Genomic DNA, 18693 nt, shown 5'->3' on the forward strand with positions numbered 1-18693 from the left:
AATAGGTCATAGCGGCGCGATCCTTACCCGGTCACCCGCGGTCCGGTTCAGCGTATGCCAGGTCGAGACCGGCACCTTGAGTTTGTCGTCCAGTGTTTCGGCGACCGGTGTCAGGGTGCAGCGAAACTGTTCACCCTCGCCGGCGGCAATGAGACAGGTTTCGCCGGTGTCCTCGTTGGTCCCATGAAGTTCCTTCGGGTGACTGGTCACGAGGGTTTTCAGGCTGTCGGTACGAGCTTCAAGAACCGGACCGGCATCAAAAATGTCCAGATAGTTTCCCGGCTGGAACCCTTCCCGCTGGAGCAACTCAAAGTTGGGTACAGTAATCTGGTGCGGCTGACCCATCGCCTTCTGGGCCGATTCACTCAGCAGCGTCACGTAAATGGGATTGGGCGGCATGAGCTCTGCGATGAAGGTTTTACTGAGCTGCCCGGAGTACTGGTCCGCCGTTTCAAAATCCATATTAAAGAAATGCCGGCCAAGGCTGTCCCAGAAGGGCACGCTCCCGTCGTCCAGCTGAACGCCCTGGATTTCCACGGCCATACGCTGGGCAAACCATTCACGGTGATCAGCAATAAACAGAATCCGGGCCCGCGACAGCAACTCGAACGCATCCGTGCCCTGCAGCCCCGGGCGGATCGAGAAAGAGCACAGCAGCGATACATCGGTCAGCGAGTGGGAGGGGTACAACACCTCCACACGGCGGGACACTCCCAGTTCATGGGAGGCATGGATCAGGGCATCCCGCCGGTAACTGTAAAAAGGCTGGCCATTGCCGGCATGGGCATCGATACCGGCCGTGCCGGCGATGTCTCCGGTCTCAGTGTCCTCAAGCACGAACAGGAACCTGGGAGGGTCATCCTCTGCGCTGATCCGGCCGGCAAACGACGCCAGGGACTGCTCGATCTTGTAGGCCAGGGCGTCGCCCTGTTTGGGCAGGGTGGAAGAAAGACGGGCACACTGGGTGCCCGCAATGGCGAGAATCTGGTCCAGATCATCCGGCTCAGCCGGACGTACCAGCCACATAAGATCTCCTTAGGCCGTCAGTTTTTTCACTGCCGCTTCGAAACGCTCGAGGGCTAATTCAATGTCCGGTTCCGGGATAATCAGGGATGGCGCCAAACGAATCACGTTTGCGCCGGCCACCAGAACCATCACGCCCTCTTCCAGCCCGGCGTTCAGGAAGTCCTTGGCCTTGCCCTGCCATTTCTCGGTGAGCACGCAACCGAGCAGCAGGCCGGCACCGCGCACTTCGGTGAACACGCCGTAGCGTTCGCCAATATCCATCATGCCCTTGCGGAGCTTGTCGGAACGGGCTTTCACACCCTTGAGAATCTCCGGCTGGCTGACGGTATCCACTACCCGCTGCGCCACGGCGCAGGCCAGTGCGTTACCGCCGTAGGTACTACCGTGAGTACCGACGCCCAGGCTGGCTGCAACCTTGGCCGTGGTCAGCATGGCTGCGACCGGAAAACCGCCGCCAAGCCCCTTGGCACTGGAGAGAATATCCGGCACCACGCCATACATCTGATAGGCGTAGAAGTGGCCACTTCGGCCAACGCCGGACTGAACCTCATCAAACACCAGCAATGCGTCATTTTCGTCGCACAAATCTCGCAGCCCCTGAAGGAATGCCTGGTCGCCGGGCATAACACCACCCTCACCCTGAATGGGCTCAACCACGATGGCACAGGTTTTCTCCTTCGAGATCAGTTTCTTCACGGATTCCAGATCGTTGAACTCGGCATGGTGAATGCCGCCGGGTGCCGGCTCGAAACCTTCCAGGTACTTGGGTTGGCCGCCTACGCTCACGGTAAACAGGGTGCGCCCGTGAAACGAATTCTTGAACGAAATGATCTCGTTCTTCTCTTTACCGTGATGCTCCCAGGCGTACCGACGGGCCAGCTTGAACGCCGCTTCGTTGGCCTCGGCTCCGGAGTTGGCGAAGAACACGCGCTCGGCAAAGGTGAGGTCACACAGAGTTTTCGCCAGACGCAGGGCGGGTTCGTTAGTCATCACGTTGGACAGGTGCCAGATTTTCTCAGCCTGATCGTGCAACGCGCCCACCAGCCCCGGATGGGAATGGCCCAGGCAGGTCACTGCGATGCCGCCCTGGAGATCGATGAACTCGCGGCCTTCCTGATCCCAGATCCGGGAGCCCTCTCCTCGCACCGGAATGATGGAACCGGGAGCGTAGTTGGGCACCATGACTTCATCGAACAGTTCGCGGCTGACGGGTTCTTTATTCATAAATCTCTCTCGGGAAAGCGGCTAAGCAATTAAAAATAGTTGAGTGGCCGCACCAAACAAGTAAGTAGGTGTGCGGACTCTTGCACCATAATACGCCACTCACGGCATAAGAACATCCGGTTCCCCGATGGCAGGCAATTCGATCACCTGCTGCCGTTCGTGCCCGCCCTTTTTTCTGTCCATGAGGGCGCCGATCAGAAGTTTGTAGGAATCCAGGTCAAAGGTGACTGCCTGGCCACTGAGTGAGAGATCCGCCAGTTCCTCCTCTTCATGGAGGGTGGCTACATGCATCCAGTTATAAACCACCAGGATGTCCGTGCGCCCGGACCGCTCATCCCGCTCAACGATCCCGACCGGCCCTTTCCAGGGCCAGGTTTTCAGTCGCAGGCCGTGGAAGGCAATCTGCACCCTGAGGTTATAGCGCTCGACATTCTCGAGTTCCTCACAGGCGCCCTTGCAGCGCCCCAGTGCGCGCTGGAAACAAGGACCCTCGTGCTCCGGCTCCAGGCCGAGTAGCCGGTTGCACAATTCATTCTTGGCCGCGATGCCGCTCAATGCCCGCTCGGCATCCCGCTTGCTGCGAAACAACCCGAAATAGTCCCCCAACCGGTGGGGCTCGATTTCACGAACCAGGCGCGCCTGGAGATACCCCGCCTCGTTTTTCGACAGCTCAATGCTCACCAGATTCTTGGCCGCCCGGGAGCGACGGTTGAACAGAGGCTTCAGGGTCTTGATCTGCTTGAGTTCCAGCAGGAGCGCGCCAAGCTCGCCGGCAGTTTCCGTCCACTCAACACGGCGCAGACTCTCGGACATTCTTACACCACGGGCAGAGTTATGATCGCCGGAAAAGTGCGAGGCCACCCGCTGGGCAATATTGGTGCTTTTGCCCACATATAGAAGTACATCGTTTTCGCCGTAAAACCGATATACCCCAGGGCCCCGGGGCAGGTCCTGAAGCGTATCCGACGGAAGGTGGGAAGGAATACTCGGCCGTTGCAGCAGCTCTCGGAGAGCCTTATCTAACTTCCCGTCGCCTTTTTCCGAACGTGCATGCTCAAAGAACGCAAGCATGGCGGACACATCGCCCATGGCCCGGTGGCGCTGAACCCGGGCAAGGCCATGGCGGGCAATCAGCGCGTCCATGTTATGCCGCCGGAATTCCGGATACAGCCGCCGGGAAAGCTTTACCGTACACAACACCTTCGCTGAGAACAGGCGCCCCAGTCTGCGGAATTCGGATTTGATAAAACCGTAATCAAAGCGGGCATTGTGAGCGACAAACACCTTGCCCTTGAGTTGCTCCTCCAGCTCATCCGCCACCTCTTCAAACAACGGGGCATCGGCGACCATTTCATTGGAAATGCCGGTAAAGTTCTCGATAAACGGGGATATCCGCGTTTCCGGATTCAGCAGCGTCTGCCACTCACCCACCACCTCGCCGGCCTGCCAGAACCGGATACCAATCTCGGTAATCCGGTCCCGGGCTGAATTACCGCCGGTGGTTTCAATATCAAGAAACGCGAACGTGGCTGACTCAATAACTGTACTTTCGGACGTCATGGAACAACTTTACGCCTCATTGGCAACTGCAGATGTCTGTATATGAACGAAAAGCTGTTATAGACATTCGTCTAATTTCTGCATGAATTTATTTAAATTGTCACGAATTCGTAACCACCTTGTTTTTGGGTCCAACAACAAAAATGTGTAGAGACAACAACGATGCAAAGCAACAAACTGAGATTGACAAATCGACGAAGAAATTTCTAACGGCGGTCGCGCCGGTAACTTTGCCAAAATCACAAAAGGCGACGCTGACACAGCCGACGGCCATTTTGGCATGGACGCAAATACCAGCCGTGTCGGTCTTTCTGTGGTTAATCCGGAAGGGGTCAAAGTTGTTGTCGAATTCGACTTCAGCAATAGCGCCAGCCTTGATCCGCGCCTGCGCCACGCTTATGGCGAATACAACAATGTCAGAATTGGTCGGTACTGGTCCAACTGTAACTCCTGGGTCGGCAACACTGCTAACGTGGACTTCGATGGCGTTCCGGGTACTGCTGGTGCACAAGACCGTACCGAGCAAATCACCTACATGAGCGGCCCGTTCTCCGTTTCACTGGAGAATGCTATCGACTACGGCGGAGTAGTAGGCGTAGCTCCGGTTCTTACACTTCAACCCGACGGAACGCAACAGCTAGAGCCAACACCGGGCCAAGATAGAGGCACCGTCGCCAGCTCTCCTGCACTGACTGCAAAGTTTGAAGATTCACAGGGTGGATTTTCTTACGCAGCAGCCGTCATGGCCAAGCAAACAGCTTACGACACAGGTTCGGCCGATGATTCAGCCATCGGTTTTGCCGGTTTCCTGGCTGGTAAAATTGCCATTACCGATATGATCTCAATCCAGGGTGCGATCAACTATGCAGATGGCGCCAATGCGTATGTATATCGCGCGGGTAGCAACTTTGCCGGAGCAGACGCAGCAACCACGACTGAGCAGAACACGTCCATGTATATCAACTATATGTGGAGCCCGGTTGATAAGGTTAGCATGGGCGTACAGTTCGAGAATCTGGAAACTGAAAGCCAAGGCGGAGCCGACGGCGACGCAAATCGTCTCATGTACGTAGCACAATACAGCTTCTAATCCTTCCGTTAGAAGTTAGTTAACTCAGCAGAAACCCCGGCTCCGGCCGGGGTTTTTGTTTGTGCGAAAAAGCGATCAGGAAAGAGCCAGAACGACAAAGGCCGGTGCGGCTTTTCAGAACTGTAGAGGGCCAGGGATGGCCCGAAACAAGCGCACAGGGATGTGCTTGTAGCGTGTTCTGAAAAGCCGCACCGGCCTTTGTCGCGCCACCCAACCCTCAGGGTGGGTGACAACTAGCTTCCTATCACAGCAGAAGGGAACGAATATCCCCAAGAAGCTGACTGAGCACCGTGGTAAACCGGGCGGCATCCGCCCCGTTTACTGCACGGTGATCGTAAGACAGCGACAACGGCAGCATTAACCGGGGCTGGAACTCCTTGCCATCCCAAACCGGCTTCATCGCCGCCTTGGAAACCCCAAGTATCGCCACCTCCGGCGTATTCACGATCGGCGTAAATGCCGTGCCGCCAATACCACCCAGACTGGTGATGGTAAAACAGGCACCCTGCATCTCTGCCGGCTTCAACTGCTTGTCCCGGGCTTTCTGGGCAAGCTCGGCGCTCTCGGCAGCAAGCTCCCACAAGCCCTTCTTGTCCACATCCTTGATAACCGGCACCATCAGCCCGTTGGGCGTATCCACCGCAATCCCGATGTGAATGTACTTCTTGCGAACCACCTCCTTGCGCTCCATGTCCAGGGACACGTTGAACTGGGGCAGTTCTGCCAGCGCCGTGGCACAGGCCTTCAGCAGGAACGGCAACGGCGTCATTTTCACGCCCTTCTTCTCGCCGGCTGCCTTCTGGGCCTTGCGGAAATCCTCCATGTCGGTGATGTCCGCATCCTCGAACTGGGTGACGTGAGGCACGTTCAGCCAGCTGCGCTGCATGTTGTTGGCCGTAGCGAACATCATCCGCGACATGGCCTCACGCTTCACTTCACCAAACTGGCTGAAGTCTGGCAGCTTGACCCCGGGGATACCGGAGCCGGTGGCAACACCGCTACCCTGCTGAGCCTGCTTCAGCTGGCTCTTCACATAGGCGTGGACATCGTCCTTGATAATCCGGCTCTTCGGGCCAGAGCCCTTGATGCGGGCCAGATCGGCACCCAGCTCACGGGCCAGCTTGCGAACAGCAGGGCCAGCATGGACCTTCGCGCCAGGCGTGGGCGGCTCATAGGTTGCACCCTGAGGTTCAGGGGCAGACTCTACTTGCTGCTTTGGCTTCTCTTCGGACTCGGGCTCCGACTTCGCTTCCTTCGCCGGTTCTTCAGACGCCGGCTCGGAGTCGTCTTCCGATTCGCCGCCCTCTTCCTGAACGGTCATCTCCAGCAGCTCATGGCCCTCGGAGAGCTTGTCACCCTCGGACACCAGGATCTTGCCCACTTTGCCCGAGTACGGCGAGGGAATCTCCATGGTGGCCTTGTCCGATTCCACGGTAACCAGCGGATCGTCAGCCTCGATGGTATCGCCTTCGGCGACATTGATTTCGATTACCGGAACATTGTCGAAGCCATCCAGCGCAGGAACCTTCACGGTCTCCTTGCGTGAGCCACCGGAAGCCTTCTTCGGCGCCGGCTTGCTCTCTTCGGATTTCTCCTGCTCCTTGGCTTCGCTCTTTTCCTCAGCTTTTCCTTCCGGCTCTTTCTTGGAATCGTCAGAGCCACCACCATCGGCACTGGCTTCCATCATCCCTACGACGTCGCCTTCCTTGACCTTGTCGCCCACCTTAACGGTGATCTTGGTAATCTTGCCGGCTCCGGGCGACGGCAGCTCCACGGAGGCCTTGTCTGACTCTACGGTCAGAATCGGATCTTCTGCTTCAACCGAATCCCCTGCGCTGACGGTGATTTCGATAACCTCGACCTCATCCGCACCGCCGAGATCCGGAACCTTGATTTCCTGTTCACTCATGGCGGTCTCCTTAGCTCAGCACCGGGTTCGTTTTGTTGCGATCGATTCCGTACTTGCGCATGGCTTCGAGAACCACATCGTTCTTCACCTCACCGTCCTTGGCCAGAGCTGACAGCGCCGTGACTGTTACGTAGTAACGGTCGACTTCAAAGAAGCTGCGCAGCTTTTCCCGGGTGTCGCTGCGGCCAAAGCCGTCGGTGCCCAGGGTCAGGAAGGTTTTCGGGATGAACGCCCGGAGCTGCTCGGAGTGCAGCTTGATGTAATCGGTGGAAGAAACCACTGGCCCGGTCTGCTTCTCCAGACACTGGGTAACATACGCCTTTTTCGGCTTGTCATCTGGGTGCAGGCGGTTCCAGCGCTCTACGTGCAGGCCCTCACGGGCGAGCTCGTTGAAGCTGGTAACACTCCACACATCGGAGGCAACACCCCAGTCGTCTTTCAGCATCTGGGCGGCAGCGCGCACCTCGTTGAGGATAGCGCCCGCACCAAGCAACTGAACCCGAGGCGTCTTCTTGTTGCCCTTGGTTTCAACAGACTCGAACTTGTACATGCCCTTGATAATGCCGTCTTCGCAATCCTTGGGCATGGCAGGCTGTTCGTAGTTCTCGTTTTCGATGGTCAGGTAGTAGAAGACGTTCTGGTTGTCCTCGAACATCTCCTTCATACCCTTGCGGAGCACGACCGCCATTTCATAACCATAAGCCGGATCGTAGGCTTTACAGTTCGGAATGGTGTTGGCCAGCACGTGACTGTGGCCGTCCTGGTGCTGCAGGCCTTCGCCGTTCAGGGTGGTCCGGCCGGCGGTACCGCCGATCAGGAAACCACGGGCCTGGATGTCACCGGATGCCCACGCCAGATCGCCAACCCGCTGGAAACCGAACATGGAATAGAAGATGTAGAACGGAATCAACGGGAAGTTGTTGGTGCTGTAGGAGGTCGCTGCCGCCATCCACGCTGCCATGGAGCCGTCTTCGTTGATGCCTTCCTCAAGAATCTGGCCTTTCTTGTCTTCCCGGTAGTACATGATCTGGTCACGGTCTTCCGGCACATACTTCTGGCCCTCGGCGGTGTAGATGCCGAGCTGACGGAACATGCCTTCCATACCGAAGGTACGGGCTTCGTCGGGCACGATGGGTACCACACGCTTGCCGATGCGCTTGTCCTTGGTCAGAGCTGTCAGGATACGGACGAAGGCCATGGTGGTGGAGATCTTCCGGTCGCCGGAGCCCTCCAGTACCGCTTTGAAGATGTCCAGATCAGGAATCTGCAGCGGCTGGCAATCCTTGCGGCGCTTGGGATAGAAACCACCCAATTCCTGCCGGCGCTTCTTCATGTAGACGATTTCCGGGCTATCCGGCGCTGGCCGGTAGTAGGGAACGTCCTTGAGCTCCTCATCCTTCAGCGGCACTGCAAAGCGGTCGCGGAACGATTTAAGCTGCTCGATATCGAGCTTCTTCAGAGAGTGAGCGGTATTCTGCGCCTCGCCGGCCTCACCAAAGCCATAGCCTTTGATGGTATGAGCCAGTATGACGGTCGGACGCCCACCGTTCTTATTGATGGCATGATGGAAGGCTGCATAGATCTTGTAAGGATCATGGCCACCCCGGTTGAGCTTGTTGATCTCCTCATCCGACAGGTCCTCAACGAGCTTGGCTGTTTCGGGGTACTTGCCGAAGAAATTCTTACGGGTATAGGCCGGGCCATTACTCTTGAAGTTCTGAAGGTCGCCGTCACAGACCTCGTCCATGACGCGCTGCATCTTCCCTTCTTTGTCCCTCTCGAACAGGGGATCCCAGTGGCGACCCCAAACGACCTTCAACACGTTCCAGCCGGCACCGCGGAAGACACCCTCAAGTTCCTGGATAATCTTGCCATTACCACGGACTGGGCCGTCCAGACGCTGAAGGTTGCAGTTAACCACAAAGATCAGGTTGCTAAGGTTTTCCCGGCCGGCCATGGAGATAGACCCCAGGGTTTCCGGCTCGTCACACTCGCCGTCACCGACAAAGCACCAGACCTTGCGATCGCCCATCTCGATGAGCTCCCGGCTGTCCAGGTACTTCATTACGTGGGCCTGATAAATGGCCTGAATCGGGCCCAGACCCATGGAAACCGTGGGGAACTGCCAGTAATCCGGCATCAACCAGGGGTGCGGGTAAGACGAAAGGCCGGTGCCATCTACCTCTTCGCGGTACTTGTCGAGATCTTTTTCATCGAACCGGCCTTCAAGATAGGAACGTGCATAGATGCCCGGAGATGAGTGCCCCTGGAAATAAACCAGATCGGATTCGCGCTTTTCGTCGCCACCATGGAAGAAGTAGTTAAAGCCAACATCGTAGAGGGTCGCAGCCGACGAGAACGAGGAGACATGGCCGCCAAGATCTCCGGGACGCTGGTTGGCGCGCATAACCATGGCCATGGCATTCCAGCGGATCAGGGAGCGAATACGGCGCTCCATGAAGAGGTCGCCGGGCATCGGCGCCTGCTGGGACACAGGAATACTGTTCCGGAATGGCGTGGTAATGGAATATGGCAGTTCGGTTCCGTCACGGCTCGCCCGTTCAGAGAGCCTCTCAAGAATGTATTTGGCCCGGTCTACGCCTTCGTTCTCGATCAGAGATTCCAGCGCGTCCAGCCATTCACTGGTTTCAATGGGATCATCGTCCTGGTACATCAAACCCTCCCCTTGGCATCAAAAAGTGCAGCGCCGCCACGATCAGCAGCCGGGCGCGTTGCGGTGTCGATAAGCTGCGATGAAATGCAGTGTTTTGTTGTGGGTATGTCAGCCTGACAGGTGTACCGGCTCCCAGTACACAGAACCTGTACAAAGCATAGAACAGCTTTCACACTTTTCCTGCCCGATCGCACCCGATTTACGGGCTTTTGGCCCCACGAATGATCGGTATGCCGATGAAGCGCGCGGATCAGCCAACCCATTTTGTCGTCTTTTTACTACATTGTTAACGCTAAATTCAATTTACACCCTATCCAAATCCATTTCAGGGGCGCTCTTTGCGGTTACTTACGGAAGAATGACCGTTTTTGGACCATCAGACAACCAGACTGCGACCAATGTCGTAGCATTCTTATCAACCGGAAAATTGATTACCACGCTAAACGATATCCTCGCCGCAATTCGCTACACATTCGCCGCCGTTAGCGATTTTTGTTGAATATTCTGAGCCTTCAACTCTTCTACCCATCTAATTTACCGGAACTTTTTAATTAGACCTGAAAATAATCCCCCGTTTATGTATACTCGCCTACCTGATTTTTAACCACCGAAAAGTGGTCGGACCACTTTTTCCGTCATTGGCACCAACAGAGGGCGATCTATGAACTCCATCGTCACCTTTCCGAACCGGATTCCCACTACCGAGTTCGAGGAACGGCGTTTCAAGGTCTACACAGACCGCCAGCTCGACAAGATTGAAGTTATTCAGAATCTCCCTGAGGAGACGCTGTTTGAAATGAAGGTGGTAGCCAGCGTGCTACCGTTCCGGGTCAACGAATATGTGATCAATGAACTGATCAACTGGGACAAGGTTCCCAACGACCCGATCTATCAGCTTGTCTTCCCCCAGAAAGGCATGTTGAAAGAAGAGCATTACGAGCGCATGGCAACAATGCACCGGGAAGGTGCCGACAAAAAAGAGATCCAGGCGGTTGCCAAGGAAATCCGGGATGAACTGAACCCGCACCCGGCAGGCCAGATGGAAATGAACATGCCGGAGCTCGACGGTGAGGTGCTGGACGGCGTTCAGCACAAGTACCGCGAAACAGTGCTGTTTTTCCCGGCCCAGGGTCAGACCTGCCACTCTTACTGCACCTTCTGTTTCCGCTGGGCACAGTTTGTCGGTGACAAGGACCTGAAAATGGCCAGCACCGAAGCCGAGAAGCTCCACGGCTACCTGCAGGAGCACACCGAGGTAACCGACCTGTTGGTGACCGGTGGTGATCCAATGGTCATGAAAACCAAGAACCTGGTGCAGTATCTCGAGCCACTGCTGCAGCCCGAGTTCGACCACATCCAGACCATCCGCATCGGCACCAAGGCCCTCACCTTCTGGCCCTACCGCTTTGTGACCGACAAGGATGCGGATGAGCTGATCGATCTGTTCGCTCGTCTCGTGGACGCCGGCAAGCACGTGGCCATCATGGCCCACTACAACCACTGGCAGGAAATCACCACCGAGATCGCCGAAGAGGCCATCCGACGTATCCGCGCCACCGGCGCCGAGATCCGAGCCCAGGGCCCGCTGATCAAGCACGTCAACGACGATGCCGACGCCTGGGCAAAACTGTGGAAGAAGGAAGTGCAGCTGGGCATCATCCCCTACTACATGTTTGTAGAGCGGGACACCGGTGCCAAAAACTACTTTGAAGTACCTCTCGCCGAAGCCTTCCACATCTATCGGGAAGCCATGAAAAAGGTCAGCGGCCTGGCCCGGACCGCCCGCGGCCCCTCCATGAGCGCCGGCCCCGGCAAGGTGGAGATTCAGGGTATAACTGAAATCAACGGCGAGAAGGTGTTCGTCCTGCGCTTCCTGCAGGGTCGTAATCCGGACTGGGTTCAGCGCCCGTTCTTCGCCAAGTACAGCGAGACGGCCACCTGGCTACACGAGCTGGAACCGGCCTTTGGCGAAGAGAAGTTCTTCTTTGAAGATGAGTATGAAGCCATGAAGAGGGGCAACGGCTAAAGGCCGGCCCTGGCGTGATAAAAAGCGGCCCCAGTGACGGGGCCGCTTTGCTTTTCAGCGATTGGAACGACGCGCTTTCCAGTTGGGAATAACCCAAAAGACCAGGGCTCCGAACACAGCCCCGATAATGCCAATCAACGCTACCTGCAGACCACCATTACCCAGAACCCCATCCTGGACGTTCTCCATCGCCAGCAAGCCGGCAATGAGGATCCATGGAGTGAGAAGAATAAGGGCGCTCAAAGCCAGAAATCGCTGAATTCGACGATCATCTTTTCGACTACGCATAATGACCTCTCCCAATAAATGAGCCTATGAATACTGCATCTATTAGTCATTGGATCAGGTTCGTTATTTTTGCCTCACAAACTTGGGCACAAACCCCTCTGGCTTGTCCCTGAGCCACTCAACAAACGTCCGCAACTCCTCCAGCTGCAGCAGCTTTTCCCGGGTGTTGAAGTACAGACCCAGTTCGTATTCCGAGCGAGCTTTATGAATGGCGTTATGACACGGCCTGCACACCCACAGGGTTCGGGTGATCAGATCTTCTTTGGTGAACAGTTTCTGGAAGCGCTTCTTCCGATGCAGGTGCTTGGGGATAAGGTGGTGCCGGGTGAGCCTGGCAACCGGGCGTTCGCAGAGTTCGCAATTGTCTGGCTGGGGTGGGAGCTTGAGCATTGTGTTTGCTTGAACGAGGGCCGGATGAAGACATTCACCCGGCCCCGGATTCAACCTCGGGTTCTGATCTCCCCGAGCAACCTAATCAGTGCATCAGGGTATAGAGCTTTCGCCGATAGGTCCGCACATCCGGGTTATTGTTACCCAGCTTGTCGAACAGCTCGATCAGCGTTGTCTTGGCCACTTCGTCCTTGTATTTACTGTCCACCTGCATCAAACGGATCAGAAGATCCATGGCCTCGGCGTTGTTCTCCTGTAATACGTGGTGGAGCGCCAACTGATGCAGAGCGTTCGGGTCTTTGGGATCCTGCTCCAGCGCCATTTCGAGATCCTTGATCGGTGGCAGCTCGGCAGACTGCCGGAGAAACTTCAGGCGGGCCGCCAACTGCTTTGCCTGGTGCTGCATCTTCTCCTCCGGCGGAAGGCTTTCCAGTACCTGTTCAGCCGTCTCAAGATCACCCATCTCCGCTTTCAGCTGGGCAAGATCAATCAGTACCTTCAGGTTCTCGGGATCCTCCTGGTTCATCTGCGACAGGATGGCCAGCGCTCCCTCAACATCGCCCTCTTCCCAGATCCGATGGGCCTTGTCATACGGATCCTCCTTTGGCGCTTCAACATGCTTGTCCAGAACCTTGCGGATTTCGTTTTCCGGCAGCGCACCGTTAAATCCATCCACCGCCTGGCCATTCTTGACCAGAATGACCGTTGGCAGACTGCGCACACCAAGGCTGGAGGTAAGCTGCTCTTGCTCGTCCGCGTTCACCTTGGCGAGCATGAACGCGCCCTGGTAATCCTCAGCGAGCTTTTCCAGCAAGGGCATCAACTGCTTGCACGGAGCGCACCACTCAGCCCAGACATCGACCAGAACGGGTGTGCTGGCAGAGGCTTCCATCACCTTCTGCTGAAAGTTTTCCATGGTAGCGTCAAAAATATACGGAGAGTTGCTCATGCAAGGCACCTGAAAAGTCGTATGAATCATCGGAAACTGCCAGAGACATGGGGCCAACTCCCGGAAATTCAAGCGCCAACAGCGCCAACCCAACTCCTTGAAATCACCGTATCTGCCGTTACATAGCTAATAAGCAACGCCCCGGGGCAACGACGCAGCAGCCCGTCCCGGGCAGATTCACAACCTTTCCGGATGGATACTCGCGGCATGAATGATGAGACGCAAAACGATTCACTAGAGGAATTCGAAGAGGACGTGACCGAATATATCGGCAAGGACGAGCACAGCAAGAGCCTTGCCCTGCCCCAGCAGATGATGCCCCGGCGCATGTACGTGCTGCCGGTTTCGAACCGTCCGTTTTTCCCGGCCCAGGTGCAGCCTGTGGTGGTCAACCAGAATCCGTGGCAGGAAACCCTGAAGCGGGTCGGCGAAACCGACCACAAGGTCATGGGTATCTGTTTTGTGGAAGAAGAGGATGCGGAGGCAGGCGTTCCTGCCAGCGAACAGCTGGAGACCGTCGGCTGCGCCGTGCGCGTACATCATGCCCAGAATGAAAGCGGCAAGGTTCAATTCATCGCCCAGGGGCTTCAACGCTTTCGGATTGTCCAGTGGTTGCGCCGCAAACCGCCTTACCTGGTTGAAGTGGAATATCCGGCAGAACCGGAAGAAGAGGCAGACGAACTCAAGGCCTACACCCTGGCCATTATCAGCGCGATCAAGGAGCTGCTGCGCACCAATCCGCTGTACGGCGAGGAGGTAAAACAGTACCTGTCCCGGTTCGGGCCGGATGACAGTTCTCCGCTTGCCGACTTTGGCGCCTCGATGACCAGCGCTCCGGGTAACGAATTGCAGGATGTGCTGGACACCGTTCCCCTGCTCCGCCGCATGGAAAAGGTCCTGCTCCTGATGCGCAAGGAACAGGAAGTCGCTCGGCTGCAGTCGGAAATCAGCGAGGAGGTTAACGCCAAGGTGCAGAAGCACCAGCGCGAGTTCTTCCTGAAGGAACAACTCAAGGTCATCCAGCGTGAGCTGGGCATGGCCAAGGACGACAAGACCGCAGACGTGGAGCGTTTCGAGCAGCGCATGGCAGAGCTGCAACCGCCCGAGGCTGTGCAGGAGCGTTTCCGGGATGAACTCGAAAAACTGCAGGTGCTGGAACAGGGCTCCCCGGAATATGGCGTTACCCGTAACTATCTGGACTGGCTGACCCAGGTTCCCTGGGGCGTTCACTCGGAAGATCACTTCGATCTGGCCGAAGCAAGGCGGATACTCGACCGCGATCACGACGGCCTCGACGATGTGAAAGACCGAATCATCGAATTTCTGGCGGAAGGAACGATCAAGGGCGAGGTCAGCGGTTCGATCCTCTTGCTGGTAGGCCCACCGGGCGTTGGCAAGACATCGATCGGCCATTCCGTGGCGGATGCACTGGGGCGGAAGTTCTATCGCTTCAGCGTTGGCGGCATGCGGGACGAAGCTGAAATCAAAGGCCATCGCCGCACTTATATCGGCGCCATGCCAGGCAAGTTTGTCCAGGCACTGAAAGATTCAAAAGTGGCGAACCCGGTCATCATGTTGGATGAAATCGACAAGATCGGTGCGTCCTTCCAGGGCGACCCGGCCTCTGCCCTGCTGGAGACACTGGACCCTGAACAGAACCGCGACTTCCTGGACCACTATCTGGATGTCCGCATGGACCTCTCAAAGGTTCTGTTCATCTGCACCGCGAACCAGCTGGACACGATTCCGCGGCCGCTGCTGGACCGCATGGATGTCATTCGTCTGTCCGGCTATATCGCGGAAGAGAAACTGGCCATCGCCAAGCACTTCCTGCTTCCCAGACTGCTGAAGCGGGCTGGGCTGCTGAAAAAGCAGCTCAACATCACGGACGCAGCGATCAAGCAGGTTATTGAGGGCTATGCGCGAGAGGCCGGCGTGCGGAGCCTGGAAAAACTCCTGCACAAGATACTCCGCAAGGGGATCGTGAAGCTGCTGGAAAACCCGGACCAGCCGGTCAAGGTGGGCGTGTCGGATCTGCAGAGTTATCTGGGGCGGCCTTCGTTCAAGAAAGAGAAATCCCTGAAAGGCACCGGCGTTGTCACTGGCCTGGCCTGGACCGCCATGGGCGGAGCCACCCTGAGCATCGAGGCCTCCAGGATTCACAGCGCACAACGCGGCTTTAAACTGACGGGCCAGCTGGGTGATGTCATGAAAGAGTCCGCAGAAATCGCCTACAGCTATGTGTCCTCAAACCTCAAGCGCTTCAAAGGCGACCCGACGTTCTTCGACAAGTCCTTCGTGCACTTGCACGTGCCCGAAGGCGCCACGCCGAAGGATGGCCCCAGCGCCGGTGTCACGATGGCCACCGCCCTGCTGTCGATCGCACGCGGAGAGGCGCCACAACAAAACATCGCCATGACCGGAGAGCTCACCCTGACCGGACAGGTGCTGCCGGTAGGCGGCATTCGAGAGAAGGTCATTGCGGCGCGTCGGCAGAAAATCAGTAACCTGATCCTGCCGGAAGCCAATCGGGGGGATTATGAGGAGCTGCCGCAGTACCTGAAGGAAGGCCTGGCGGTGAACTTTGCCAAGCATTACAGCGATGTTTTCCAGGTGTGCTTCGCCAATAAGCCGAGGAAAGGGTCTTCGGTGCACTAATGGCAGGAGAAAGCCTGGCTCATTGAGGTCAGGCTTTCTCCTTCCACCCGTCATCCTTCAGAACCGACCCAACGGTTAGCACCGGTGATGCATCAATATCATCCGCATCCATCATGTTGGCCACCCGCTGAAGCGAAGCCAGGATCATCGTTTGCTCCCATTCTGCCAGGCTCTGGAATTTCTGAATGAAATCCTCCTGCAACGGATTGGGCGCCCGGGCCAGAAGATCTGCACCTTCCTCGGTCAGGTGCGCGTGAACCTTACGTTTGTCCTGGGTGCTGCGTACCCGATAAACCAGTTTCCGATGCTCGAGGCGATCCAGGATGGTGGTTACCGTCGCCTGGCTGAGACTGACCTTTTCCGCAATGGTGCCGATAGTCACCTCGCCCAGATCCCGAATCGTTCTCATGATCAGCAGCTGGGGCCCCGTGAGCCCGGCATGCTTGCTGAGACGCTTCGAATGAAGGTCCGTCGCCCGGATAACCCGCCTGAGAGCTACCAGTACATCTTCATAACTGTTCACAGCAATACTCCGATTCGGTCATGGGAATTTCTTTATACCCCTAACTATTAGAGGTCTTTGCACCCATGATTGCAAGTCAGGGAGATTCCCGGCATTTCTTCGGCCTTCCACTATGCTAAGGTTTCCCACTTGTTCCACTTACGACAGACGGACGGAATGCGCCCGATGATCAAGTATTTCCTGCCTTTTCTTTTGATGACGACGTTCGCCGGTACCCTCTTCGCCCAGGATAAACTGGGGCCAGAGGGAGAACTCACCTCAGAAGACCTGAGAGAGAGCATCAAGACGCTGGAAAAGCCGATGTATACCCCTTTCATCGAGCTTTACCTGTTAGAAGAGAGCAAAGCGTTGCGCAAAGAAATGCAGAACACCCGCGCAGAACTGATCGAAAAGGTGGTAGACAAGGAACTGTCCGTTGCCGACAAAACCATGTCCTATGCCACCGATACCGTTACCTACTTCTTTTACTTGATCGCCGGCGCCACCTCCATTCTCGTGGTGATCGGCTGGAACTCCATCCGGGACATGCGCAATCAGCTGACCAGTCTGGCCGAAAAACGGGTCAACGAGCTGGTGATCGAGTATGAGCAACGGCTCGAGTTCATCGAGGACCAGCTCAAGCAGAAATCCGACATCATTCACCAGAACCAGGCCGAGATCGAGCGCACCAACGAAGTGCATTCCCTGTGGCTGAAAGCCAGCCAGGAAACCTCACAGCAGAACAAGATTTCCGCCTACGACCAGATTCTGGATCTTCGCCCGGATGATGTGGAAGCTCTGAGTTACAAGGCCGACGCTGTCCTGGAAATGCAGGAACCGTTGTGGGCCATCAGTCTCTGCCAACGCGCGCTGAAGCTTGCACCGGATAATGGCCACGCGCACTATCAGCTGGCATGCGCCTATGCGGAAATCGGCCGCTGGGAGGACGCAGTAAGCACCTTGAAGAAAGCTATTGAAATTTCCGAGGCATACCGCGACGATGCTTCCGTAGACGTGAGTTTTGATCAGCTCCGCGAACATGAGAGCTTCCGGGTGCTGGTCTCAGAGGATGAAGAAGACGGCAGGGACGCGTGACAACGTTCAGAGCGGCACGGGTTTTGCCTTTGCAGACTGGCCCGTGTTCCGGAGCAAACTCCAGAGCCATCTGCTTGACAAGCAGTGAGGTGTGGTGTTTTTTTAACTCTCTGAGAACACAAGAATAACCCTGAAATAAAACAGGACAGACTCAATGAGAACTTCAGTAAAAAAACTCGTAACCGCTGTTAGTACTTCCGTCGCCCTGATGGGTGCCGGCCACGCCGCCGCAGAAATCCAGATCGGTATCGCCGGCCCCATGACTGGCCCCGTTGCCCAGTATGGTGACATGCAATTCTCTGGCGCCCGCATGGCGATCGAGCAGATCAACGCCAATGGCGGTGTCATGGGCGAAGAGCTCGTTGCCGTTGAATACGACGACGTGTGTGACCCGAAGCAGGCCGTAACGGTTGCCAACAGCCTGGTCAACGATGGCGTTCGTTTTGTAATCGGCCACCTGTGCTCCAGCTCTACCCAGCCCGCATCTGACATCTACGAAGATGAAGGCATCCTGATGGTGACGCCGGCTTCCACCAGCCCGGAAATTACCGAGCGTGGCTATGAACTGGTGTTCCGTACGATCGGCCTCGACAGCATGCAGGGCCCGGTTGCCGCCAACTACATCGCCTCACAGAGTCCTGAGCGCGTGGCCATCGTTCACGACAAGCAGCAGTACGGTGAAGGTATTGCCACCGCGGTTCGTGACACCCTGAAGGACGCTGGCGTTGAAATCGCCATGTTCGAAGGCATCACCGCCGGTGACAAGGACTTCTCATCACTGGTCACCAAGCTCAAGCAAGCTGATGTGGACTACGTTTACTACGGCGGTTACCACCCGGAGCTGGGTCTGATCCTGCGCCAGGCTGACTCCGCTGGTCTGGATGCCCGTTTCATGGGCCCAGAGGGCGTGGGTAACAAGGACATCAATACTATCGCCGGCGAAGCAGCCGAAGGCCTCCTGGTAACCCTGCCACCGGCATTCGATCAGAAAGCTGAAAACCAGGCGCTCGTGAAGGCGTTCCAGGACAAAGGCGAGGATCCTTCCGGTCCGTTCGTTCTGACCTCCTACACCGCGGTTCAACTGGTGGCAGAAGGTATTGAAGCGGCCGACTCCACCGATCCGTTCGATGTTGCCGCTGCGCTGCGCGAAGGCACCTTCCAGACTCCGATCGGCACCGTTGAATACGACAAGGCCGGCGACATGAAGTCATTCGAGTTTGTTGTGTACGAATGGCATTCAGATGGAAGCAAAACTCCGGTAAACTAAGCCAAAATCGTTAACAAACGGTAATCATGAGAACA

At 56.5% G+C, this 18693-nt stretch carries 14 protein-coding genes; 5 read left to right on the forward strand and 9 right to left on the reverse strand.

Annotated elements, in window-relative coordinates:
* Positions 1–6 precede the first annotated feature (6 nt).
* From MDHKLMBL_RS10185 to MDHKLMBL_RS10195, 3 genes are all read right to left on the reverse strand, one after another.
* On the reverse strand, positions 7–1026 hold the full coding sequence (locus MDHKLMBL_RS10185) for an arginine N-succinyltransferase (protein ID WP_092033293.1): 1020 nt from the start codon (positions 1024–1026) through the stop codon (positions 7–9).
* Positions 1027–1035: 9 nt separating this feature from the next.
* Positions 1036–2250: an aspartate aminotransferase family protein gene (locus tag MDHKLMBL_RS10190; protein WP_014578271.1), complete on the reverse strand. Its 1215-nt coding sequence runs from the start codon at positions 2248–2250 to the stop codon at positions 1036–1038.
* Positions 2251–2349: 99 nt separating this feature from the next.
* Positions 2350–3810, reverse strand: coding sequence for an exonuclease domain-containing protein (locus tag MDHKLMBL_RS10195; protein WP_104270741.1), 1461 nt, complete (start codon positions 3808–3810; stop codon positions 2350–2352).
* Positions 3811–4090: 280 nt separating this feature from the next.
* Between MDHKLMBL_RS10195 and MDHKLMBL_RS10200 the strand changes: the two genes are divergently transcribed.
* Positions 4091–4900 carry a DcaP family trimeric outer membrane transporter gene (locus MDHKLMBL_RS10200; protein ID WP_104270742.1) on the forward strand — a complete coding sequence of 270 codons (810 nt, stop codon included), beginning with the start codon at positions 4091–4093 and terminating at the stop codon, positions 4898–4900.
* A 244-nt stretch (positions 4901–5144) separates the two neighbouring features.
* Here MDHKLMBL_RS10200 and aceF read toward each other — a convergent pair whose 3' ends face one another.
* Together aceF and aceE are read right to left on the reverse strand one after the other, a co-directional pair.
* Positions 5145–6809 (reverse strand): dihydrolipoyllysine-residue acetyltransferase, encoded by a 1665-nt coding sequence (aceF, locus tag MDHKLMBL_RS10205; protein WP_104270743.1) that lies wholly within the window; start codon positions 6807–6809, stop codon positions 5145–5147.
* Positions 6810–6819: 10 nt separating this feature from the next.
* Entirely contained in the window at positions 6820–9483 is a 2664-nt protein-coding gene (aceE, locus tag MDHKLMBL_RS10210; protein WP_053113028.1) for a pyruvate dehydrogenase (acetyl-transferring), homodimeric type, read from the reverse strand.
* Between the two features lie 661 nt (positions 9484–10144).
* Between aceE and MDHKLMBL_RS10215 the strand changes: the two genes are divergently transcribed.
* Positions 10145–11509, forward strand: a complete 1365-nt coding sequence (locus MDHKLMBL_RS10215; protein WP_053113029.1) for a KamA family radical SAM protein — start codon at positions 10145–10147, stop codon at positions 11507–11509.
* A 54-nt stretch (positions 11510–11563) separates the two neighbouring features.
* On the opposite strand, the gene MDHKLMBL_RS10220 is transcribed toward MDHKLMBL_RS10215, so the two are convergent.
* From MDHKLMBL_RS10220 to trxA, 3 genes are all read right to left on the reverse strand, one after another.
* A complete protein-coding gene (locus MDHKLMBL_RS10220; RefSeq protein WP_014578277.1) occupies positions 11564–11797 on the reverse strand; it encodes a hypothetical protein in 234 nt (77 codons plus the stop codon).
* Positions 11798–11860: 63 nt separating this feature from the next.
* Positions 11861–12187 carry a hypothetical protein gene (locus MDHKLMBL_RS10225; protein WP_014578278.1) on the reverse strand — a complete coding sequence of 109 codons (327 nt, stop codon included), beginning with the start codon at positions 12185–12187 and terminating at the stop codon, positions 11861–11863.
* Positions 12188–12272: 85 nt separating this feature from the next.
* Positions 12273–13136 (reverse strand): thioredoxin, encoded by an 864-nt coding sequence (trxA, locus tag MDHKLMBL_RS10230; RefSeq protein WP_014578279.1) that lies wholly within the window; start codon positions 13134–13136, stop codon positions 12273–12275.
* 207 nt (positions 13137–13343) lie between these two features.
* Here trxA and lon point away from each other — a divergent pair, with 207 nt between their 5' ends.
* Positions 13344–15794 (forward strand): endopeptidase La, encoded by a 2451-nt coding sequence (gene lon / locus MDHKLMBL_RS10235; protein WP_104270744.1) that lies wholly within the window; start codon positions 13344–13346, stop codon positions 15792–15794.
* 28 nt (positions 15795–15822) lie between these two features.
* Here the strand turns inward: lon and MDHKLMBL_RS10240 are convergent, their stop codons facing one another.
* On the reverse strand, positions 15823–16317 hold the full coding sequence (locus tag MDHKLMBL_RS10240) for a MarR family winged helix-turn-helix transcriptional regulator (protein ID WP_008171562.1): 495 nt from the start codon (positions 16315–16317) through the stop codon (positions 15823–15825).
* A 165-nt stretch (positions 16318–16482) separates the two neighbouring features.
* Here MDHKLMBL_RS10240 and MDHKLMBL_RS10245 point away from each other — a divergent pair, with 165 nt between their 5' ends.
* A complete protein-coding gene (locus MDHKLMBL_RS10245; protein WP_053113031.1) occupies positions 16483–17391 on the forward strand; it encodes a tetratricopeptide repeat protein in 909 nt (302 codons plus the stop codon).
* A 154-nt stretch (positions 17392–17545) separates the two neighbouring features.
* On the forward strand, positions 17546–18658 hold the full coding sequence (locus MDHKLMBL_RS10250; RefSeq protein WP_053113032.1) for a branched-chain amino acid ABC transporter substrate-binding protein: 1113 nt from the start codon (positions 17546–17548) through the stop codon (positions 18656–18658).
* Positions 18659–18693: the final 35 nt, after the last annotated feature.

It is taken from the genome of Marinobacter flavimaris (assembly GCF_002933295.1).
In the GTDB taxonomy this organism is placed as follows: domain Bacteria; phylum Pseudomonadota; class Gammaproteobacteria; order Pseudomonadales; family Oleiphilaceae; genus Marinobacter; species Marinobacter flavimaris.